This is a genomic window from Streptomyces sp. CA-251247, assembly GCF_050952975.1.
Classification (GTDB): Bacteria; Actinomycetota; Actinomycetes; order Streptomycetales; family Streptomycetaceae; genus Streptomyces; species Streptomyces achmelvichensis.
Genome location: NZ_CP191861.1, coordinates 5,981,082 through 5,996,662, shown reverse-complemented (window position 1 = coordinate 5,996,662; position 15,581 = coordinate 5,981,082). Strand labels below are relative to the sequence as shown.

Below are 15,581 nucleotides of genomic sequence, written 5' to 3'. Positions count from 1 at the left end.
AGATCGGATCCGCCCAGTGGTACTAGAGCTTGCTCAGGTTCGACGGCGCAGTGGTACCGACACCGAGGTCGACGTTGATGCTCTGAACAGCGGCACGGACGTCATCCTCCGAACCGTCCTTGATCTTCCTCGAAGCGCTCAACGCCTCGAGGAACTTCGCCAGGATGTTGCCGAGACGCACCATCGAGGTGTTGATCTCTTCCTGCTTGCCGTCGAAGGCTCCGCGGGCGATACCCTGCCACTGGCCCTCAAGGCTGTCGATCGTGCCCTGAATCTGCTGAAGCTGGCCCTTGATCGAGGTGAACTTCTCGAAGAGGTGCTTCTCGAGCTGGATGACTTGCTGGTCTGAAAGCCGCTGGCCCTGTGACACGGTTGCGTTTCCCTTCTGAACTACGGTTGTGACTGGTTACGTTAAGCCTCACCGAGTAGCGAGGTGAAGCACAACAACTTGACATGAAGGTCTGAACGGGCCTTAACGGCCCGGCCGTTCGGTCAGGCGCTGCGACGCTTACGGACGACGACGAAGGCGCCGACGGCGATCACCACGGCTGCGCCGATCCCGATGATGAGCCCCAACTGGCCGCCGTCCGACGTGCTCTTGCTGGAGCCTGCCACGGTGGCGTTGGATCCGGGCTTGGGCTTGGGGGGCTGTGACGAAGCTGGTGCAGAGGGGGCGGCGGAGCCGCCGGTCTTCTCATTGGTCAGCGGGCTGAGGTTCGGGTCGCCCGGCTTCCCGATGCCTCGGTTGATGGCGGCGTTGGGGCGGACGATGCCGTGACCGAGGTAGTTGCTCACAGTGCCGGGCTTCCAGTCGTCGCCCCGGCCGGCGGACTCGAACATGACGCGGAGCACCTGGTTGGCGGTCCAGTCGGGGTGTTCGGACCAGATGAGCGCGGCGGTCGCCGAGGCAAGAGCGGTTGCGGCACTGGTTCCGCCGTTGCCGACGCAGTACTTGGCGAAGGTCGCGTCGCACCAGTACGGGATGTCATTGCCGGGGGCGGCAATGTCGACGAAGTCCCCGTGCTGGGAGTAATTGGCGACTTGACCCTCGCGATCGGTAGCCGCGACGCCCACGACTTCGTCATAGTTTGCCGGATACTCACGCTTGTTGGACTTGTTGCCGCTGTTACCGACCGGAGCAAAGAAGAGCTTGCCCTTGCTCTGCGCGTACTTGACGGCTTCCTGCTCCCGGTAGGTCAGGAACGGGGTGCCGAGCGACATGCTGATGATGCGCGCGTCGCTGTCGGCGGCTGCCCTGATGGCAACGGCCTCGTCCCACGCGTTCACCCCCGTGCCCTTGAAGTCTTCGGTGGCAACGCGCATTGGGATGACCTTGGCACCGGGTGCAAGTCCTCGCAGACCGCCTCCCTTGCCTGTTCCGGCGATCAACTCGGCCATTGTCGTCCCGTGGCCGGTGTAGTCGTCGGTCGCCTCCCCTTCGGATTCCGTTGCGTCAAGCCCCTTCAGGACTTGCCCCTTCAGCGAAGCAGTGGACGAGTTGACACCCGTGTCAATGACGGCGACCTTGATGCCCTCGCCGGTGCTGGACTTCCAGATGTCCTCGGCACGCATAGCATCCAGGTACCACTGCTTGGACCTGATGTCCGCGGCAACCGCCTCAGGAGCGGCACCGATAGTGCCCGCTGCCCAGACCCCCAACGCGGCAACCGTGCACAGCAAGCCACGCCTCATGGCGTACGACCCGCTGCGCTTTCGGACCTGGCTCATTCCTGCCGTCATCCCTACTTCCGAACCTTCCGCTGTGCCTAGTCGATGACCGGGGGAACGGCATTACGCCGCCTGGCCGCCCACGTTTCTTCGTCTTCCGTCAGGTAGTCCGGACGCGCAGACCCGGAACTCTCCTGTTCCTCGTCATTGCGCTGCCGCTGTCCGGGGCGGCTGCCGCTGAGCCCTGCACCGCCCGTTGTGAAGGCGCCCGCACCCGACCGAGAGCCACCTGCGCCGGCACTTCGCGGCGTGCCCACAACGCCGTTCGAGCTGGGAGTTCCCCGACCTGCCGGCCGTGCAGCGCTCTGAGCAGGGCCTGCGCCCACGACACCAGACTGACTGGGCCTCGCGGCGGAAGAACGCCCTACCGTGGGCCCCTCGCCGCCGATGACAGTGCCGCGAGGGATACGCGAACCGGATGAGCCACCGGCGGTGCGCTGTGGTGTCCCGCCCACGATGCCGTCGGCTCGTCCGGACCTGGGCCCGGAGCCCCTTGTCCCGGCACGTCCAGCCGTCGGCTGCCCTGCTGCACCAGCGCGGCCCGTGACTGGGCTCTGCCCCCCAGCGACTGGCCCACCGGCACGTCCCCCAGGCGTCCCGCCGGCGCGTCCGGCGGGAGTGCCAGTACCGGTGGCTCCCGGTCGGCCGACGGGTCCGGCATTGCCGGCTGTTCCCGACCGGCCTACCGACGGGGACCCGTTGCCTCCCGTGGCCCGCCCGACAGGGCTGGAGGTCCCACCGCCACCGGCCCTCGGCACGCCGGGCGTGCCTCCCGAGCGGGCAGTCCCGCCCTTTACGGGGTTCGCGAACCCACTGGTCATCGGCGGAACCGGCCCTCCGCCTGTGGTGCTGGGAATACCAGTGGCCGTGACGGGCTGTGTAGGTCCGGGGCTCGTGGTCGGAGCCGGTGGCGTCACGACGTTGTCGATCTGCAACGACGTCTCGGGAGTCGGCGTCGGCTTCACCACGGCTTCCGCTTCGGGGCGTGTGGTGCCTTCTGTGTCAGCTACTTCGGCTTGTGAAGGCTTCAGCTGCTGGCTGACGGCGCTCACAGAATCACTGTTTGAAGCCGCGGTGGTCGACTCAGTGCCTCGCTGGGAGATCTCCGGCCGTGGCACCGCCGCATTCAGCATCTTCGGCATCTCCGGCGGCTGCTGCTGGGCCAGCGACTGCTCCGAGACCGCGTAGAACGACGACAGCCGGTTCATCTGATTGATGGCCTCTTGGCGGTTCTTCTCCACCTTGACGGCCTCGATGTACTCCGGGTTGGTGTCCTTGGCCGGTGCCAACGCGAATGCTTCAGGCTTCTTCGCGATCAGCCGAGTGTCGCGCTCCCGCGGCATGGAGTTCTTCACCGAGGTCAGGCCCGTGCTGGCGACCGTCATCTGCGTGCCGACCACGTTGGCGAAGGCGCCCAGCTTCCAGGCGTAACCGGCAAGTTCGCTGCCGTAGCGCTGGAACTCGGTCGCTCCCTCGCCTTTCCAGTCCGTCTTCTTGACGAAGTCGTCGAGGTCCTTGGCCGCCTTGTTGAGGGCGACCCGAGCCTTTTCGAGGTTTTCTCCGGCCCGCTCGAGGTCCGAGGGGTTGGAAGCTTCGAGCAGGTCGAGCATGGCGTTGAGCTGAACTTCTTCGAAGCTCGTCTTGCCGAACAGGCCGCCGGGGTTACCGAAGCCGATCTTGTCCATCACCGTTGCGAAGCGCTCGAGGGCGTCAGTCGCGCCGAATTGGCCCTCGATCTGCGAAGCGGTCTCGGCCTGCTTCTTCTCGTGATCCTGAGGGGTCAGCTCCGGCTTCTTCTCATCACCCATCAGTCGTCACCCCCATTCCCCTGTGCCACCGGTGTCGTTCTGGCGAGGTGCATCGGGCTCGCCACCCTTGTCTCCCGGCTTCTTCTCCCGCTGCTCGTGAGCCTTCCTCTCCTCCTCCAGGCGTGCCTGGATGGTGTGGAAGCGGGACCGCAGATCTTCCTCGACGTTGCCGTAGCCGACGTCGGCGGCGTGTACGCCGATGCTCATCAGCTCGATCTGGTCGCTGAGACTCCGGGAGAGCGACGTGAGTGCCGAGTGCACACGGTTGTACTGGGTGAAGAAGCCGTCGGCTTCGGCGAAGGCCATATTGGTTCCGCTGAACGAGCCGCGCGAGACTTCCTGAGCAGCCACCTTCGACTTCCCGGCCGCGCCGCCCTCGAACTCCGCCAGCAGTGCGTTGATCTGCTTCTGGAACGTCTTCAGCGCGCCTACACCGCGCGCCAGGTCACTCCCACCGGACGTGCTGCCCCCGCCACCCTCTGCCTCGAGCACGATGCCCGTTCCTCCCCGTTTGCTCCAGCTGTCCCACGTTGCGATCGTGGTGAACCGGCCATCACCGATCGTCGACCTACCACTCTAGCCACTGGGTCTGACAGCCCCAAGTGCCTTATACGTCACTCGACTTCTCTGGTGTGACGCTTCACGACCGCTATGCGGTTGCAATCGTTCCCATCATGACAGTCCTGTGAAAGTTGACCCCACAGGGCCCACCAACCCCTCACAGAGCACCCCTGACCACAGCACCGCTGACACAGCACCTCGACAGAAGCAGGGCTACCCTGCCCCGAGCCGCCGCGCGCGGCGCTTCGAGTCGCGGAACGCCACCGCGCCGCCCGCGATCGACGCCACCAGGACGCCCCCTCCCACAACGACGTACGTCGCCATCCGGGAGTTGCGCTCTTCGGCCGATTCCCCGAGTTGGAGTTCGGCCGGGGTCGGGACCTCGCCCTTTGTCACTCCTTCGTGGGCCACCGGTTGCTCGATCGGCTTGTCATCCTCCGTCAGGGCGCGGACCGGGTCCACGACTCCCCAGCCGACCAGGCGGTCGTGGCCCGGGGTGGAGCGTTCCGCCGTCTGCTGGATCTGGGCCACGATCTGCTTCTGGGTCCAGCCCTCGTGCTTGCTCTTGATCAGGGCCGCGACCGCGGCGACGTAAGGGGCGGAGAAGCTGGTCCCGTTGTCGGGGCAGTGGCCTTTGCCGGGGACCGTGGTGACCATGTCCACACCGGGGGCCGCGATGCCGACGAAGTCGCCGGACTGGGAGAAGGCCGCCCGTTCGTTGTTGCGGTCCGAGGAGGCCACCGCCAGGACGCCGGGGTACGAAGCGGGGTACGTCTTCTTCACGTTGCCGCCGAGGCCGTCGTTGCCCGCGGATGCGACGACCACCACGCCCGCGCCCAGGGCAGCGTCCACCGCCTGCTTCAGGGCGGGTGCCGGCTCCACCGCGTCGGCCGTGTCCTGGGAGATGTTGATCACGTCGGCGCCCGCGGCCACCGACTTGGTGATCGCCGAGGCCAGGGTCGCCGCGGTGCCGTTGCCCTCCGCGTCGTTCTGCTTGACCGGGATGATCGTGGCGGCGGGGGCGAGGCCCACAACGCCCGTGCCCTTGAGAGGGCGGGCGGCGATGATGCCGGCGACCTTGGTGCCGTGGCCCACCGTGTCCGTGGTGCCGTTGCTCGCGCCGCGGTCGATCTTCTCGCCCTTCTTGTTCTTGGCGGGCAGCAGGTTCAGCCCCTTCTTGGCATCGACCGCGCGCTTCAGCTGTGGGTTCTTGGTGTCCACGCCGGTGTCGATGACGGCGACCTGCACGCCCTTGCCGGTGGACTGCTTCCACAGTTCGTCCAGCAGTACGCGTTGCAGCGCCCAGGGGCGGCCCTTGTAGGTGTCGCCGGGGAAGTTGCACTGGCCGGAGTCGGCGGCGGCCGTCGTGGCCGGCAGGCCGATGAAGACCAGCACCGTTGCCGCCGCGAGCCTGAGGGATCGGTGGGTGTACGTCATCTCCGGCGGCCTCACGAGCCCTGGGGCTGGATCGCGGCGCCGGTCGACAGACGGGGGCCCGTCGGCAGGAAGCCGGACCAGGCGGCCGGGATCGGCAGCGGGTCGACCTCCTTGTAGCCGAGCCGCTCCTGCGCATCCTGCGCTTCTTGCTGGACGTCTTCCTTGTCGGAGCCCGAGGACCCGATGCCGGAGTCGTCGGTCGCGCTGTCACCGTTGGACTGCATGGCATAGCGCAGACCCGTGTCGGTCACGAGGAAGAGGAAGCCGGAGCGGGTCGAGGAGCCCTTGAACTGGCGGAACAGCTGTCCGGATCCGGGGGTGACGTACGCACTCGTGGAGCCCGTGGGCAGCACTTCCGGAAACGCGGTGCCGGCCCAGGTGCTGAGCGTGGTCGTGCCGTCGTCCTCGTCCACCTTGCGCAGCACGTTGCACACCGTGTTGCGGCTTCCCTCGTCGGTGCTCGCCGAGTTGACCGGCCTGGGCGCGTTCGCGGGCCACTTCTTGTCGTCGCCGAAGGGGGTTCCGGGCTGGAAGCTGGCGGCGCTGACGGAGGTCGCCCGGCCCGCCTGGCCGAGGCGGATCAGGTCTCGGCTGTTGAGCAGCAGCTTCGCGGTGAAGTCGGAGACCGGGGCGACCCTTCCGCGGAGGACGACGTACTGCTGGTTCTTCGTCCCGTCGGTCGCGGTGAGGACCATGCCGACCTTGTTGACCTCGGGGTCCAGCTCTCCGGACACTCCCGCGTCGGCGCCGGGGGTGTCGGGAATCCTGGGGAAGGAGATGGGGTCGCCCTTGTGCAGGGTGCTCAGCCAGGCCTCGGAGACCCGCTGGGGCTCACGGCCTTGGCCGACGAGCTGTCGCAGCAGCAACTCGTCGTCGGCGACCGGGTATGCCGTGCCGCCGGCGTCGACGATGTACCGGGCCTCGCCGGGCCCTTCGACGTACATCAGATCGCCGCCGGTGAGGCGGTTCGGCCCCTCGGTCTTCGACTCCTGCCGCTCGGCGAAGACGAAGGCCGCCTTCTCGATCGCCCTGCCGCCTTCGCCCGGACGCTCGCACACGGCCCAGCGCTTGGCCGCGCCGGCTTCCTTGGCCTCGGGCAGCCGGTCGGGGGCGTAGGGGATGCCGAGGGTCGCGCCGTGCGGGATCTTGCCGCTGTCGAGCACGGATTCGTCGACGTTGATGACCTTGCCCTTGCCGGGCTTGAGGAGGAGCTTGGCCGAGGACATGTTCAGCACCGGGTGGAGCTGCCTCTTGCCCTTCGTCTCCAGGACGACGTACCGGGTGGTCGACTTGCTGGCGATGATGACGTTCTCTTCGGCGACGTCCCAGCCCTTCGGCGCGACGGGCTTGAACATCCCCCACGCACCGAACCCGGCGAGGATCACGACACCGACGATCGCTCCCGGTACCACCGCACGCAAAGGACGGGGCGCGCCCTCCTCCGAGCCGGTCGCGTTGGGCTGGAGGAACTGCGCGATCAATCTCCGCTTCGCGAAGGTGTATGCGTTGAGTTCGTCCCGACGTGATGCCATCTGTCCGCTGTCCCTCTCCCCGCTGTGCGGCCGGGCTGTGCACTCTCCGAGCGGGCCCGCCGTCGTTCCGCCCCCCTACTATGCCTGCTGGGGTTCACGACTTACTGCTCAGGTAGGGTGATCGCCCGGTCAACGCCCATGGGAAATTGGCTATTACGGACACGAGGGGGCAACGCGGCGATGGGTACGGCGACGCGCGCGCGAAATGGGCGGACTTCCGGACAGGCGCCCGGCGGTTCCCGCGGGCAACGCAGCAATGCGCAGGTGAGAACCCCTTCGTCGGCCGCCCCCGCGACGACCACCCTGCGCCCCCTGTCCCGCACCAGACGTGTCGGTCCCTTCCAGTTGCGGCAGCTCGCCCTGGTGGAGATCGCGATCGCCCTGGCGCTGATCGGGATGGTCCTCGGTGACCTGTGGATGATCCCCGCGGCGGTCATCGGCGGAGTCCTCGTCCTGCTGGCTTTCGTACGGCGGCGTGGCCACGCCGTCCAGGACTGGGTGGCGACCGCCCTCGGCCTGCGGGTGCGCAGGCGGGCGGCAGGTCCCGCAACGGCGGACACCGACCCGTCCCTGGCACCTGTCGTCGAAGGCGCCCCCGGTCTGCGTCCGTTCACCTTCGTCGACCGCGACCGCCGCACCATCGGGATGCTCGGTGACGGCACGTTCCTGACCGCGGTCGTCCGCATCGAGGCGAGCGGCTCCGCGCTGCGGCCGGCGTTCGGTGCGCGGTCGTTGTCGCTCTCGCTGCTCGGCGGGGCTCTCGCGGTGGACGACATCGTGCTGGAATCGGTGCAGTTGGTGCAGCAGGTGCGTTCGGCACCTGCTCCGCATCTGCCCCAGCAGTCGGTCGCCCGGCTCTCGTACGCACCGCTCCAGGAGCGGACCGGGGCGCCCGCCCTGCGGATGACCTGGGTGGCGGTGAAGCTCGACCCCGAACTCTGCCGGGAGGCCGTCGAGGCACGCGGCGGCGGGATCGAGGGCGCCCAGCGCTGTCTCGTCCGTGTCGCCGACCATGTGGCGAGCCGGGTCACGGGCGCCGGGTTCCAGGCCGTCGTCCTGGACCAGGAGGAGCTGAACTCCGCGATGGCGACGGCCGCTTGCGCGAGCCCACGTCTCGCGGCCCGCGCAAGCAGGCCCGATGCCGCACCGCAGCAGCGGACCGCGGAAACAGCGCGGGTCTGGCGCTGCGACGACCGCTGGCACACGACCTACGCGGTGGGCCGCTGGCCCGAGTTGGGGCGCGGCGCTGCGCCGCTGCCCAAGCTGGTGTCCACCCTCACGGCGGCGCCCGCGTACGCGACGACCTTCAGCCTCACCCTGCGGCACGGTGCGCACCAGGGCGGGCTTGCGGTGGCCGGCCATGTGCGGATCACCGGCGGCTCGGACTCCGAACTCATCGGCGTACGGCGGACGTTGGAGCAGTCCGCCCGTGCGGCGAAGGTCGGTCTCGTACGGCTGGACCGCGAGCAACTGCCCGGTGTCCACGCGACTCTCCCGCTGGGTGGTGTTCTGTAATGGCCAGGATGGCAGCGATGCGCGGACTGATCGGTCCGCGCCATGCGGGGCACACCATGGCCGCCGACCATCTCGGCGCGCTGTCCCTGCCGGTCGGGGACGACGGTGTCGTGATAGGCGACGACTCCGAGGGCCGGCCCCTGATGGTGGGATTCCACCGGTCGACCCCTTACGACGTGCTGTTGATCGGCGGGCTGTGGACCGCTCAGGTGCTGGCGCTGCGTGCGGCGGGCACCGGCGCCCGGGTCGCGGTGGAGACCGGGCGCGCACAGGCATGGACGACACTGGCGCAGGCCGCAGGCGCGGGCCTCGACTGCATCGCCCTGCACGACGTGGGCCGGGTGCCGCCGATGGGCGCGACGGTCGGCAGCCCGGTCGTGGTGGTGCGGGACTGCGGTATGCGGCCGCCGCGCGGACGCGTGGTGTCGTCGCCCTGGCAGTCGGTCCTGACCCTGCTGCCGTATCTGAGCCCTGTCGCGCCGCGTCTGCTGCGGGACTCGACGCTCGTGGGCGTCCAGCGGGTCTCACCACAGGAGGCGGAGCAGATCGGGCGGATCCTCGGTCTGACGCGCGTCGAGATCGACGCGCTGCCGACGCTGGCGGACGGTGTCACGCTCTGGGTCGCCGGGCGCGAACGCCACTGGGTCATGACGAGCGGCACCGACGCCGAGACGGGGCTGCTGGGCGTCGCCCGCCGGATGGACTGACCGCCGGTCCGTACACCGCCGTCCCCGTACGGGGGAAGCCCGCAGGACGCGGGAAGCGTTCCCGTTCGTGGGAAGCATCTCCGTTGCCCGGAATCTGCGGGCGGGACGGACATAAACTGCCCGCGTGACGTGGACTTGCATCTGGCTCCGGGAAGCCTCCCGGCATGCGGGGCAGGTCCGTCCCGCCGTTACCGAAAGGGAGCTTGGCTGATGGGGAGCGCTCAGGAGAAGGACGAGCTGTACGCCCTCGACATCTCTGACGTCGAGTGGCTCAGCGCCCCCGGCACGAGCGAGGACGAGGAACGGGTCGAGATCGCGCATCTGCCGGGCGGAGCCGTGGCGATGCGGTCGTCTCTGGAGCCCGACACGGTCCTGCGCTACACCGAGGCCGAGTGGCGGGCGTTCGTGCTCGGTGCGCGGGACGGGGAGTTCGACCTCCGCTGAGCGCGTTGAGCACTGAGCACTGAGCACTGAGCACTGCGGGCGCCGGACGGGCGTCCTTCACGGGGCGCGCCGCCCGCGCTGTGCTGGGCGAGCGGTGCCGGGTGAGCGGTGCCGTTTGCGTCGGCGTGCTTCGCCCGTGCCGCGCGCCGGTGCGTGGTGCGCGCATCGTGGTCGCCGGTCGTCGAGACCGGATTGTTGGCGCGGCCTCCTGGACGACCGGTGGCGCCGAATTCCGTAGGCAGTTGTACCGGTTTGCCCCACGGGTTTCCTCACGCTCAGCCGCCCGAAGTTCACTTGGGGGCATCGGGTGACGTACGGGACAGCAGCCTGGGGGTGGGCGGGCCTGCCGGAGCGCCCTTGTTGACGATTAGGGTGGTACGGAAAGCGGCAGAGGAACCTGCGGGGATGCCCGCTGCGTCCCCAGGGGGAGAGCCGGGCCGATCGGTTGTCAGCGGTCGCCGCCCCCACCCACTACGGCACAAGGGTGCTCGACCACACCAGGAGGCACAGTGAACAGCGATCGGGACGAGATCCGCGGGGGATGGGACCTTCCCGCCGACGAGTCCGACGCGGAGCCCGCCGAGCTGACGGGTGAGTTCACCATCGACTACACCCCTCCGGCCTGGTACACGCAGAACGCCTCGAGTGACTCCTCGGGCGCGAACGCGGGGCAGCAGGGGCAGGGTGGTACGCCGCCTCCGCAGCCGACCGGGGCGCCGGTGGCGATGCCCGGAGCGCCCGCGAGCGGCGGCTACGAGCCGAACTGGCAGCAACCGGCTCCGCCCGCCCAGGCACCTCAGGCGCCGCAGACGCCTCCTCCGTCGCAGACCCCTCCTCCTGCGCAGACACCGCCCGCGGTCGTGCCGGGCCCCGACCCGGTCCAGGGGCAGCCGCAGGTTCCGCAGTCTCCGGAAGGTGCCGCCGCACCTGAGGCTCAGGCACCCGCTCCTCAAGCACCCGCGCCGGGCCCGGAGTCGACTCCCGAGCCCGAGCCGCAGCCCTTCGGCGGCGGTGATGTGGAGAGCGGCGCCACCATGCGCTTCTCCCCCGCCGCGCTGAGGCGCGAGATGGCGGAGCGTGCGGCGGCGAAGGAAGCGGAGGAGGCCGCTGCCTCGGACGCCACCGACGAGCCCGAGCCCAAGCCCGAGTCCGAGTCCCCCGAAGCCGGCGCTCCGGCCGACGCCGAGACCGCCGCCGACACCTCCGAGCAGACCGCCGTCGCCGAGCCGGAGTCGGACACCGAGGACCACTCCGAGGTGGACAGCGACACCGGCGACGGCGGCGACGGCGACACCCCGCCTCGCGCCGAGGACGGCCCTGAGGGCCCGGACACCGCGACGAACGACGACGTGACGGCGGAAGCGGCCACGGCGGACGAATCGTCCGACTCCGTGCCCGAGGACGCCGTTCCCGAGGGCCCCGCGCCCGTCACGCCTGCCGAGCCGCAGGACGCTCCCCCGGCGCCCGCCCCCGCTCAGCCCTGGTCTCCCACGCCGCCCGCACAGGATGCCGGGCTGCCTCCGCTGCCGCCCGCCTTCCAGCCTGCGGCACCGGCGCCGGCGCCGCAGTGGCCCACGACTCCGCAGGCTCCGGACCCGTCCGTGCCGCCCCAGGCCCCGGCGCCGACCGGGTACGGATTCCCTCAGCAGGCACAGCCCGGGCAGCAGCCGCAGGCCGTACCGCCGGCCCCGCTGCCGCCGACGGCTCCCGGCCCCAACGCCCAGCAGCCGCAGGCCGGTTACGGGTTCCCGCAGCCCGGCCAGCCGCCGCAGGCAGCTCAGCCGCCCCAGACACCGCACAGCGGCGGCTACGGCTTCCCCCAGCAGGCACAACCCCAGCCCGCACCCATCCCGCCCACGGCCCCCGGCCCCAACGCCCAGCAGCCCCAGGCCGGTTACGGATTCCCCCAGCCCGGCCAGCCCGGCCCCGGCCAGCCCGGTCAGCCGCCGCAGACACCCCAGCCGCCCCAGACACCGCACAGCGGCGGCTACGGCTTCCCCCAGCAGGCACAACCCCAGCCCGCACCCATCCCGCCCACGGCCCCCGGCCCCAACGCCCAGCAGCCCCAGGCCGGTTACGGATTCCCCCAGCCCGGCCAGCCCGGCCCCGGCCAGCCCGGTCAGCCGCCGCAGACACCCCAGCCGCCCCAGACACCGCACAGCGGCGGCTACGGCTTCCCCCAGCAGGCACAACCCCAGCCCGCACCCATCCCGCCCACGGCCCCCGGCCCCAACGCCCAGCAGCCCCAGGCCGGTTACGGATTCCCCCAGCCCGGCCAGCCGCCGCAGGCACCTCACGTACCCCCGCAGCAGACGCACCCGCAGGGACCGCCCCCGGGCGCCCCCGTCGATCCGCGTGCCGGTGCCGCGTGGCCCACGCCGGTCACGCACGACCAGCGTGAGCGGTCCGTGCCGGGCGCGCCGCTCGGGTACACCGCCGCCGTCGAGCTGTCCTCCGACCGTCTGCTGCGCAACAACAAGCAGAAGGCCAAGTCGAGCCGCAACCCGTCCGGCGCCGCCGCCCGCTTCAAGCTCGGCGGCAAGAAGGAGGAGGCCGAGCGGCAGCGGAAGCTCGACCTCATCCGTACGCCGGTGCTCTCCTGCTACCGGATCGCGGTCATCAGCCTCAAGGGCGGTGTCGGCAAGACCACGACGACGACCGCGCTCGGCTCGACCCTGGCCACCGAGCGGCAGGACAAGATCCTGGCGATCGACGCCAACCCGGACGCCGGCACGCTCGGCCGCCGGGTGCGCCGGGAGACCGGAGCCACGATCCGCGACCTGGTGCAGGCGATCCCGTACCTCAACTCGTACATGGACATCCGCCGGTTCACCTCGCAGGCCTCCTCCGGTCTGGAGATCATCGCGAACGACGTGGACCCGGCCGTCTCGACGGCGTTCAACGACGAGGACTACCGGCGCGTGCTGGAGGTGCTGGGCAAGCAGTACCCGATCATCCTCACCGACTCCGGCACCGGGCTGCTCTACAGCGCCATGCGCGGAGTCCTCGACCTCGCCGACCAGCTGATCATCATCTCCACGCCGTCCGTGGACGGCGCGAGCAGTGCGTCGACGACGCTGGACTGGCTGTCGGCGCACGGATACGCGGACCTCGTGCAGCGTTCGGTCACGGTCATCTCCGGTGTCCGGGAGACCGGAAAGATGATCAAGGTCGATGACATCGTCCAGCACTTCCAGACCCGCTGCCGCGGTGTCGTCGTGGTGCCTTTCGACGAGCACCTGGCGGCCGGCGCCGAGGTCGACCTGGACATGATGCGCCCGAAGACCCGCGAGGCGTACTTCAATCTGTCCGCGCTGATCGCCGAGGACTTCGCCCGGGCCCAGCAGCAGCAGGGCCTGTGGACCGCCGACGGCAACCCGCCGCCGACGATGGCCCCGCCCATGCCGGGACACCAGCAGGCGCCCGGACAGTATCCCGCCCCGCAGATCCCCGGGCAGCAGATGCCCGGACAGCAGGTGCCGGGCCAGCCCGCCCCGGGTCAGCAGCCCTACCCGCCGCAGCCGCCCCACCCCCAGGGCCAGCAGCCTTACCCGCCGCAGCAGGGCCAGCCGCCGCAGCCGTACGGCGGTCAGCAGCCGCCCCAGCAGCCCTATCCGCCCCAGGGATGGCAGCAGCCGCCCCAGGCTCAGCCTCCGGCGCAGCCCGCCGGAGCTCCGCCGCAGCCGGGCCACCCCGGTCAGCAGGCCGGCCCGGGGCAACCCGATTCACCAGGACCTGTTCCGTCCGCCGAGTGGATGCAGCAGCAGCCTCCGCAGGCGCCGCCAGCCCCTCAACAGTAGGGCGTCAGAGGTCTGAACCAATGAGGGCCCGCACCGTCTCCACGGTGCGGGCCCTCGGCGCATTCCCGCAGACCACACCACGTTTGACGCGCCGTTGACGCCGCTCGACCACCGCTGATAAACCTTCGCTTCACCAGCTGGCGAACCAGAGAAATGAGTCCCGCCTCCACGCGGGACTCCACAGCGAGTGATGACGCGAGGTCACGCCCCATGGTCCACAAGGATTCGTCCCGCACTGCCCGGCAACGCCCACGGTTCCTCCGCCTTCTCCTCGCCTCGGGCCTCGCTGCCTCCGCGCTCGTGGCCGTACCGCAGCAGCCTGTCCAGGCGGCCGACGACGACGGCAAGAAGGTGCTCACCGTCGCCGTGTCGCAGAGCGTGGACTCACTGAGCCCGTTTCTGGCGCAGCGTCTGGTCAGCACCACCGTCCACCGGTTGGCCTACGAGTACCTCACGAATTACGACGTGAAGGACGGCAGCACGATCCCGGGGCTCGCGACCGAGTGGAAGTCGTCGCCGGACAAGCTGACGTGGACCTACACCATCCGCAAGGACTCCAAGTGGTCCGACGGGAAGCAGGCCACGGCCGAGGACGCCGCGTGGACGTTCAACAAGATGATGACGGACGAGAACGCCGCCACGGCCAACGGCAGCTTCACGTCCAACTTCAAGACCGTCACCGCGCCTGACCCGGAGACGCTGGTCATAGCGCTGAAGAAGCCGCAGGCCACGATGACGGCGCTGGACGTCCCGATCGTGCCGCGGCATGTGTGGGAGAAGGTCGGGGACTTCTCGAAGTTCAACAACGACAAGCAGTTCCCGATCGTCGGCAACGGCCCGTTCGTCGTGACGGACTTCAAGGTCGACCAGTTCGTCAAGCTCAAGCCGAACAAGGACTTCTGGCGCGGCGCACCCAAGTTCGACGAGCTGGTGCTCAAGTACTACAAGGACGGTGACGCGGCGGTCGCGGCCCTCCAGAAGGGCGAGGTCTCCTTCGTCCAGGGCCTCACTCCCGCCCAGGCGTCCGCGCTGAAGAGCGCGAAGAACATCAAGGTCAACGACGCGCCGGGCCGCCGCTTCTTCGCTCTGGCCACCAACCCGGGGGCGAAGTCGAAGGACGGCAAGGCGTTCGGCAGCGGCCACAAGGCCCTGCTCGACCCGAACGTGCGCAAGGCGCTCTTCCAGGCCACCGACCGCAAGACGATCGTGGACAAGGTCTTCCAGGGGCACGCCGTCGAGGGCGAGGGGTACATCCCGCCGCGCTTCGGGTCCTACTTCTGGAAGCCGGCGGCCACCCAGAAGATGGGGTACGACCCGGCGAAGGCGGCCTCGCTGCTGGACCAGGCGGGCTACAAGAAGAACAGCAGCGGCAAGCGCGTGGGCAAGGACGGCAAGGCGCTCGACCTCCGCATCCTGTGCCACGCGACCGACCCCAACGACAAGGCGATCGGCAAGTACCTCCAGGAGTGGTGGGGCGAGCTCGGCATCGGGCTCAAGGTCGACTGTCTCGACAATGTGTCCGACCCCTGGCTCAAGGGCGACTACGACCTGGCCTTCGACGGCTGGTCGGTCAACCCCGACCCGGACTTCGTCCTGTCCATCCACACCTGCGCGGCGCTGCCTGCCACACCGAAGGACACCGGCGCCACCGACAACTTCATCTGCGACAAGCAGTTCGACCAGTTGTACGCACAGCAGGCGGTCGAGTACGACGCGGCCAAGCGGGCCGATCTGGTGAAGCAGATGCAGTCGCGGCTGTACGACACGGGTTACATGAATGTCCTCGCGTATCCGAACGCGGTCGAGGCGTACCGTACCGACCAGATCAAGTCCATCACGACGATGCCGGAGGCGGCGGGCAACCTCTGGGGTCAGGACGGGTACTGGAGCTGGTGGTCGGCCGAGCCGGCCGCCGGTGACGGCGGTTCCGACAGCGGCTCCTCCACGGGCGTCGTGATCGGCATCGGCGCGGCCGTGGTCCTCGTCGCCGCCCTCGGAGTGTTCGTCGCGATGCGCCGCCGGTCCACCGCGGAAGACCGTGAATAGCCG

Annotated in this window: 11 protein-coding genes; 5 read left to right on the top strand and 6 right to left on the bottom strand. The window is 69.6% G+C overall.

All coding sequences use genetic code 11. The features are described 5' to 3' along the window. Positions 1-22: 22 nt before the first annotated feature. The 6 genes from ACQPWZ_RS26720 to eccB form a co-directional block, all read right to left on the bottom strand. Positions 23-370 (bottom strand): WXG100 family type VII secretion target, encoded by a 348-nt coding sequence (locus ACQPWZ_RS26720; RefSeq protein ID WP_313943753.1) that lies wholly within the window; start codon positions 368-370, stop codon positions 23-25. Between the two features lie 122 nt (positions 371-492). Continuing rightward, complete coding sequence (locus tag ACQPWZ_RS26715; protein ID WP_433572560.1) at positions 493-1,740, bottom strand: S8 family serine peptidase; 1,248 nt, start codon at positions 1,738-1,740, stop codon at positions 493-495. A gap of 26 nt (positions 1,741-1,766) precedes the next feature. Next, the gene (locus ACQPWZ_RS26710; RefSeq protein ID WP_433572559.1) at positions 1,767-3,536 is read right to left on the bottom strand and encodes a hypothetical protein; all 1,770 of its coding nucleotides are present in this window, start codon (positions 3,534-3,536) and stop codon (positions 1,767-1,769) included. Positions 3,537-3,542: 6 nt separating this feature from the next. Further along, entirely contained in the window at positions 3,543-4,028 is a 486-nt protein-coding gene (locus ACQPWZ_RS26705; RefSeq protein WP_405573206.1) for a hypothetical protein, read from the bottom strand. 282 nt (positions 4,029-4,310) lie between these two features. After that, positions 4,311-5,534 (bottom strand): type VII secretion-associated serine protease mycosin, encoded by a 1,224-nt coding sequence (mycP, locus tag ACQPWZ_RS26700; RefSeq protein ID WP_433572558.1) that lies wholly within the window; start codon positions 5,532-5,534, stop codon positions 4,311-4,313. Between the two features lie 11 nt (positions 5,535-5,545). Further along, entirely contained in the window at positions 5,546-7,066 is a 1,521-nt protein-coding gene (eccB, locus tag ACQPWZ_RS26695) for a type VII secretion protein EccB (RefSeq protein ID WP_340475746.1), read from the bottom strand. Positions 7,067-7,246: 180 nt separating this feature from the next. On the opposite strand from eccB, the gene eccE reads away from it, so the two are divergent. From eccE to ACQPWZ_RS26670, 5 genes are all read left to right on the top strand, one after another. After that, positions 7,247-8,581 (top strand): type VII secretion protein EccE, encoded by a 1,335-nt coding sequence (gene eccE / locus ACQPWZ_RS26690; RefSeq protein ID WP_433572557.1) that lies wholly within the window; start codon positions 7,247-7,249, stop codon positions 8,579-8,581. Continuing rightward, on the top strand, positions 8,581-9,288 hold the full coding sequence (locus ACQPWZ_RS26685) for a hypothetical protein (RefSeq protein WP_340475744.1): 708 nt from the start codon (positions 8,581-8,583) through the stop codon (positions 9,286-9,288). The genes eccE and ACQPWZ_RS26685 overlap by 1 nt, the downstream gene beginning before the upstream one ends. A 210-nt stretch (positions 9,289-9,498) precedes the next feature. Next, the gene (locus ACQPWZ_RS26680; RefSeq protein ID WP_313943759.1) at positions 9,499-9,732 is read left to right on the top strand and encodes a DUF397 domain-containing protein; all 234 of its coding nucleotides are present in this window, start codon (positions 9,499-9,501) and stop codon (positions 9,730-9,732) included. Between the two features lie 509 nt (positions 9,733-10,241). Continuing rightward, a complete protein-coding gene (locus ACQPWZ_RS26675) occupies positions 10,242-13,532 on the top strand; it encodes an SCO5717 family growth-regulating ATPase (protein ID WP_433572556.1) in 3,291 nt (1,096 codons plus the stop codon). A 210-nt stretch (positions 13,533-13,742) separates the two neighbouring features. Next, entirely contained in the window at positions 13,743-15,578 is a 1,836-nt protein-coding gene (locus ACQPWZ_RS26670) for an ABC transporter substrate-binding protein (protein ID WP_340475739.1), read from the top strand. Positions 15,579-15,581: the final 3 nt, after the last annotated feature.

Coding starts and splice junctions, on each gene's coding strand:
- ACQPWZ_RS26715 (WP_433572560.1), bottom strand. CDS start 1,740: ATGACGGCAGGAATGAGCCAGGTCCGAAAGCGCAGCGGGTCGTACGCC.
- ACQPWZ_RS26710 (WP_433572559.1), bottom strand. CDS start 3,536: ATGGGTGATGAGAAGAAGCCGGAGCTGACCCCTCAGGATCACGAGAAG.
- mycP (WP_433572558.1), bottom strand. CDS start 5,534: ATGACGTACACCCACCGATCCCTCAGGCTCGCGGCGGCAACGGTGCTG.
- eccB (WP_340475746.1), bottom strand. CDS start 7,066: ATGGCATCACGTCGGGACGAACTCAACGCATACACCTTCGCGAAGCGG.
- eccE (WP_433572557.1), top strand. CDS start 7,247: ATGGGTACGGCGACGCGCGCGCGAAATGGGCGGACTTCCGGACAGGCG.
- ACQPWZ_RS26685 (WP_340475744.1), top strand. CDS start 8,581: ATGGCCAGGATGGCAGCGATGCGCGGACTGATCGGTCCGCGCCATGCG.
- ACQPWZ_RS26680 (WP_313943759.1), top strand. CDS start 9,499: ATGGGGAGCGCTCAGGAGAAGGACGAGCTGTACGCCCTCGACATCTCT.
- ACQPWZ_RS26670 (WP_340475739.1), top strand. CDS start 13,743: ATGGTCCACAAGGATTCGTCCCGCACTGCCCGGCAACGCCCACGGTTC.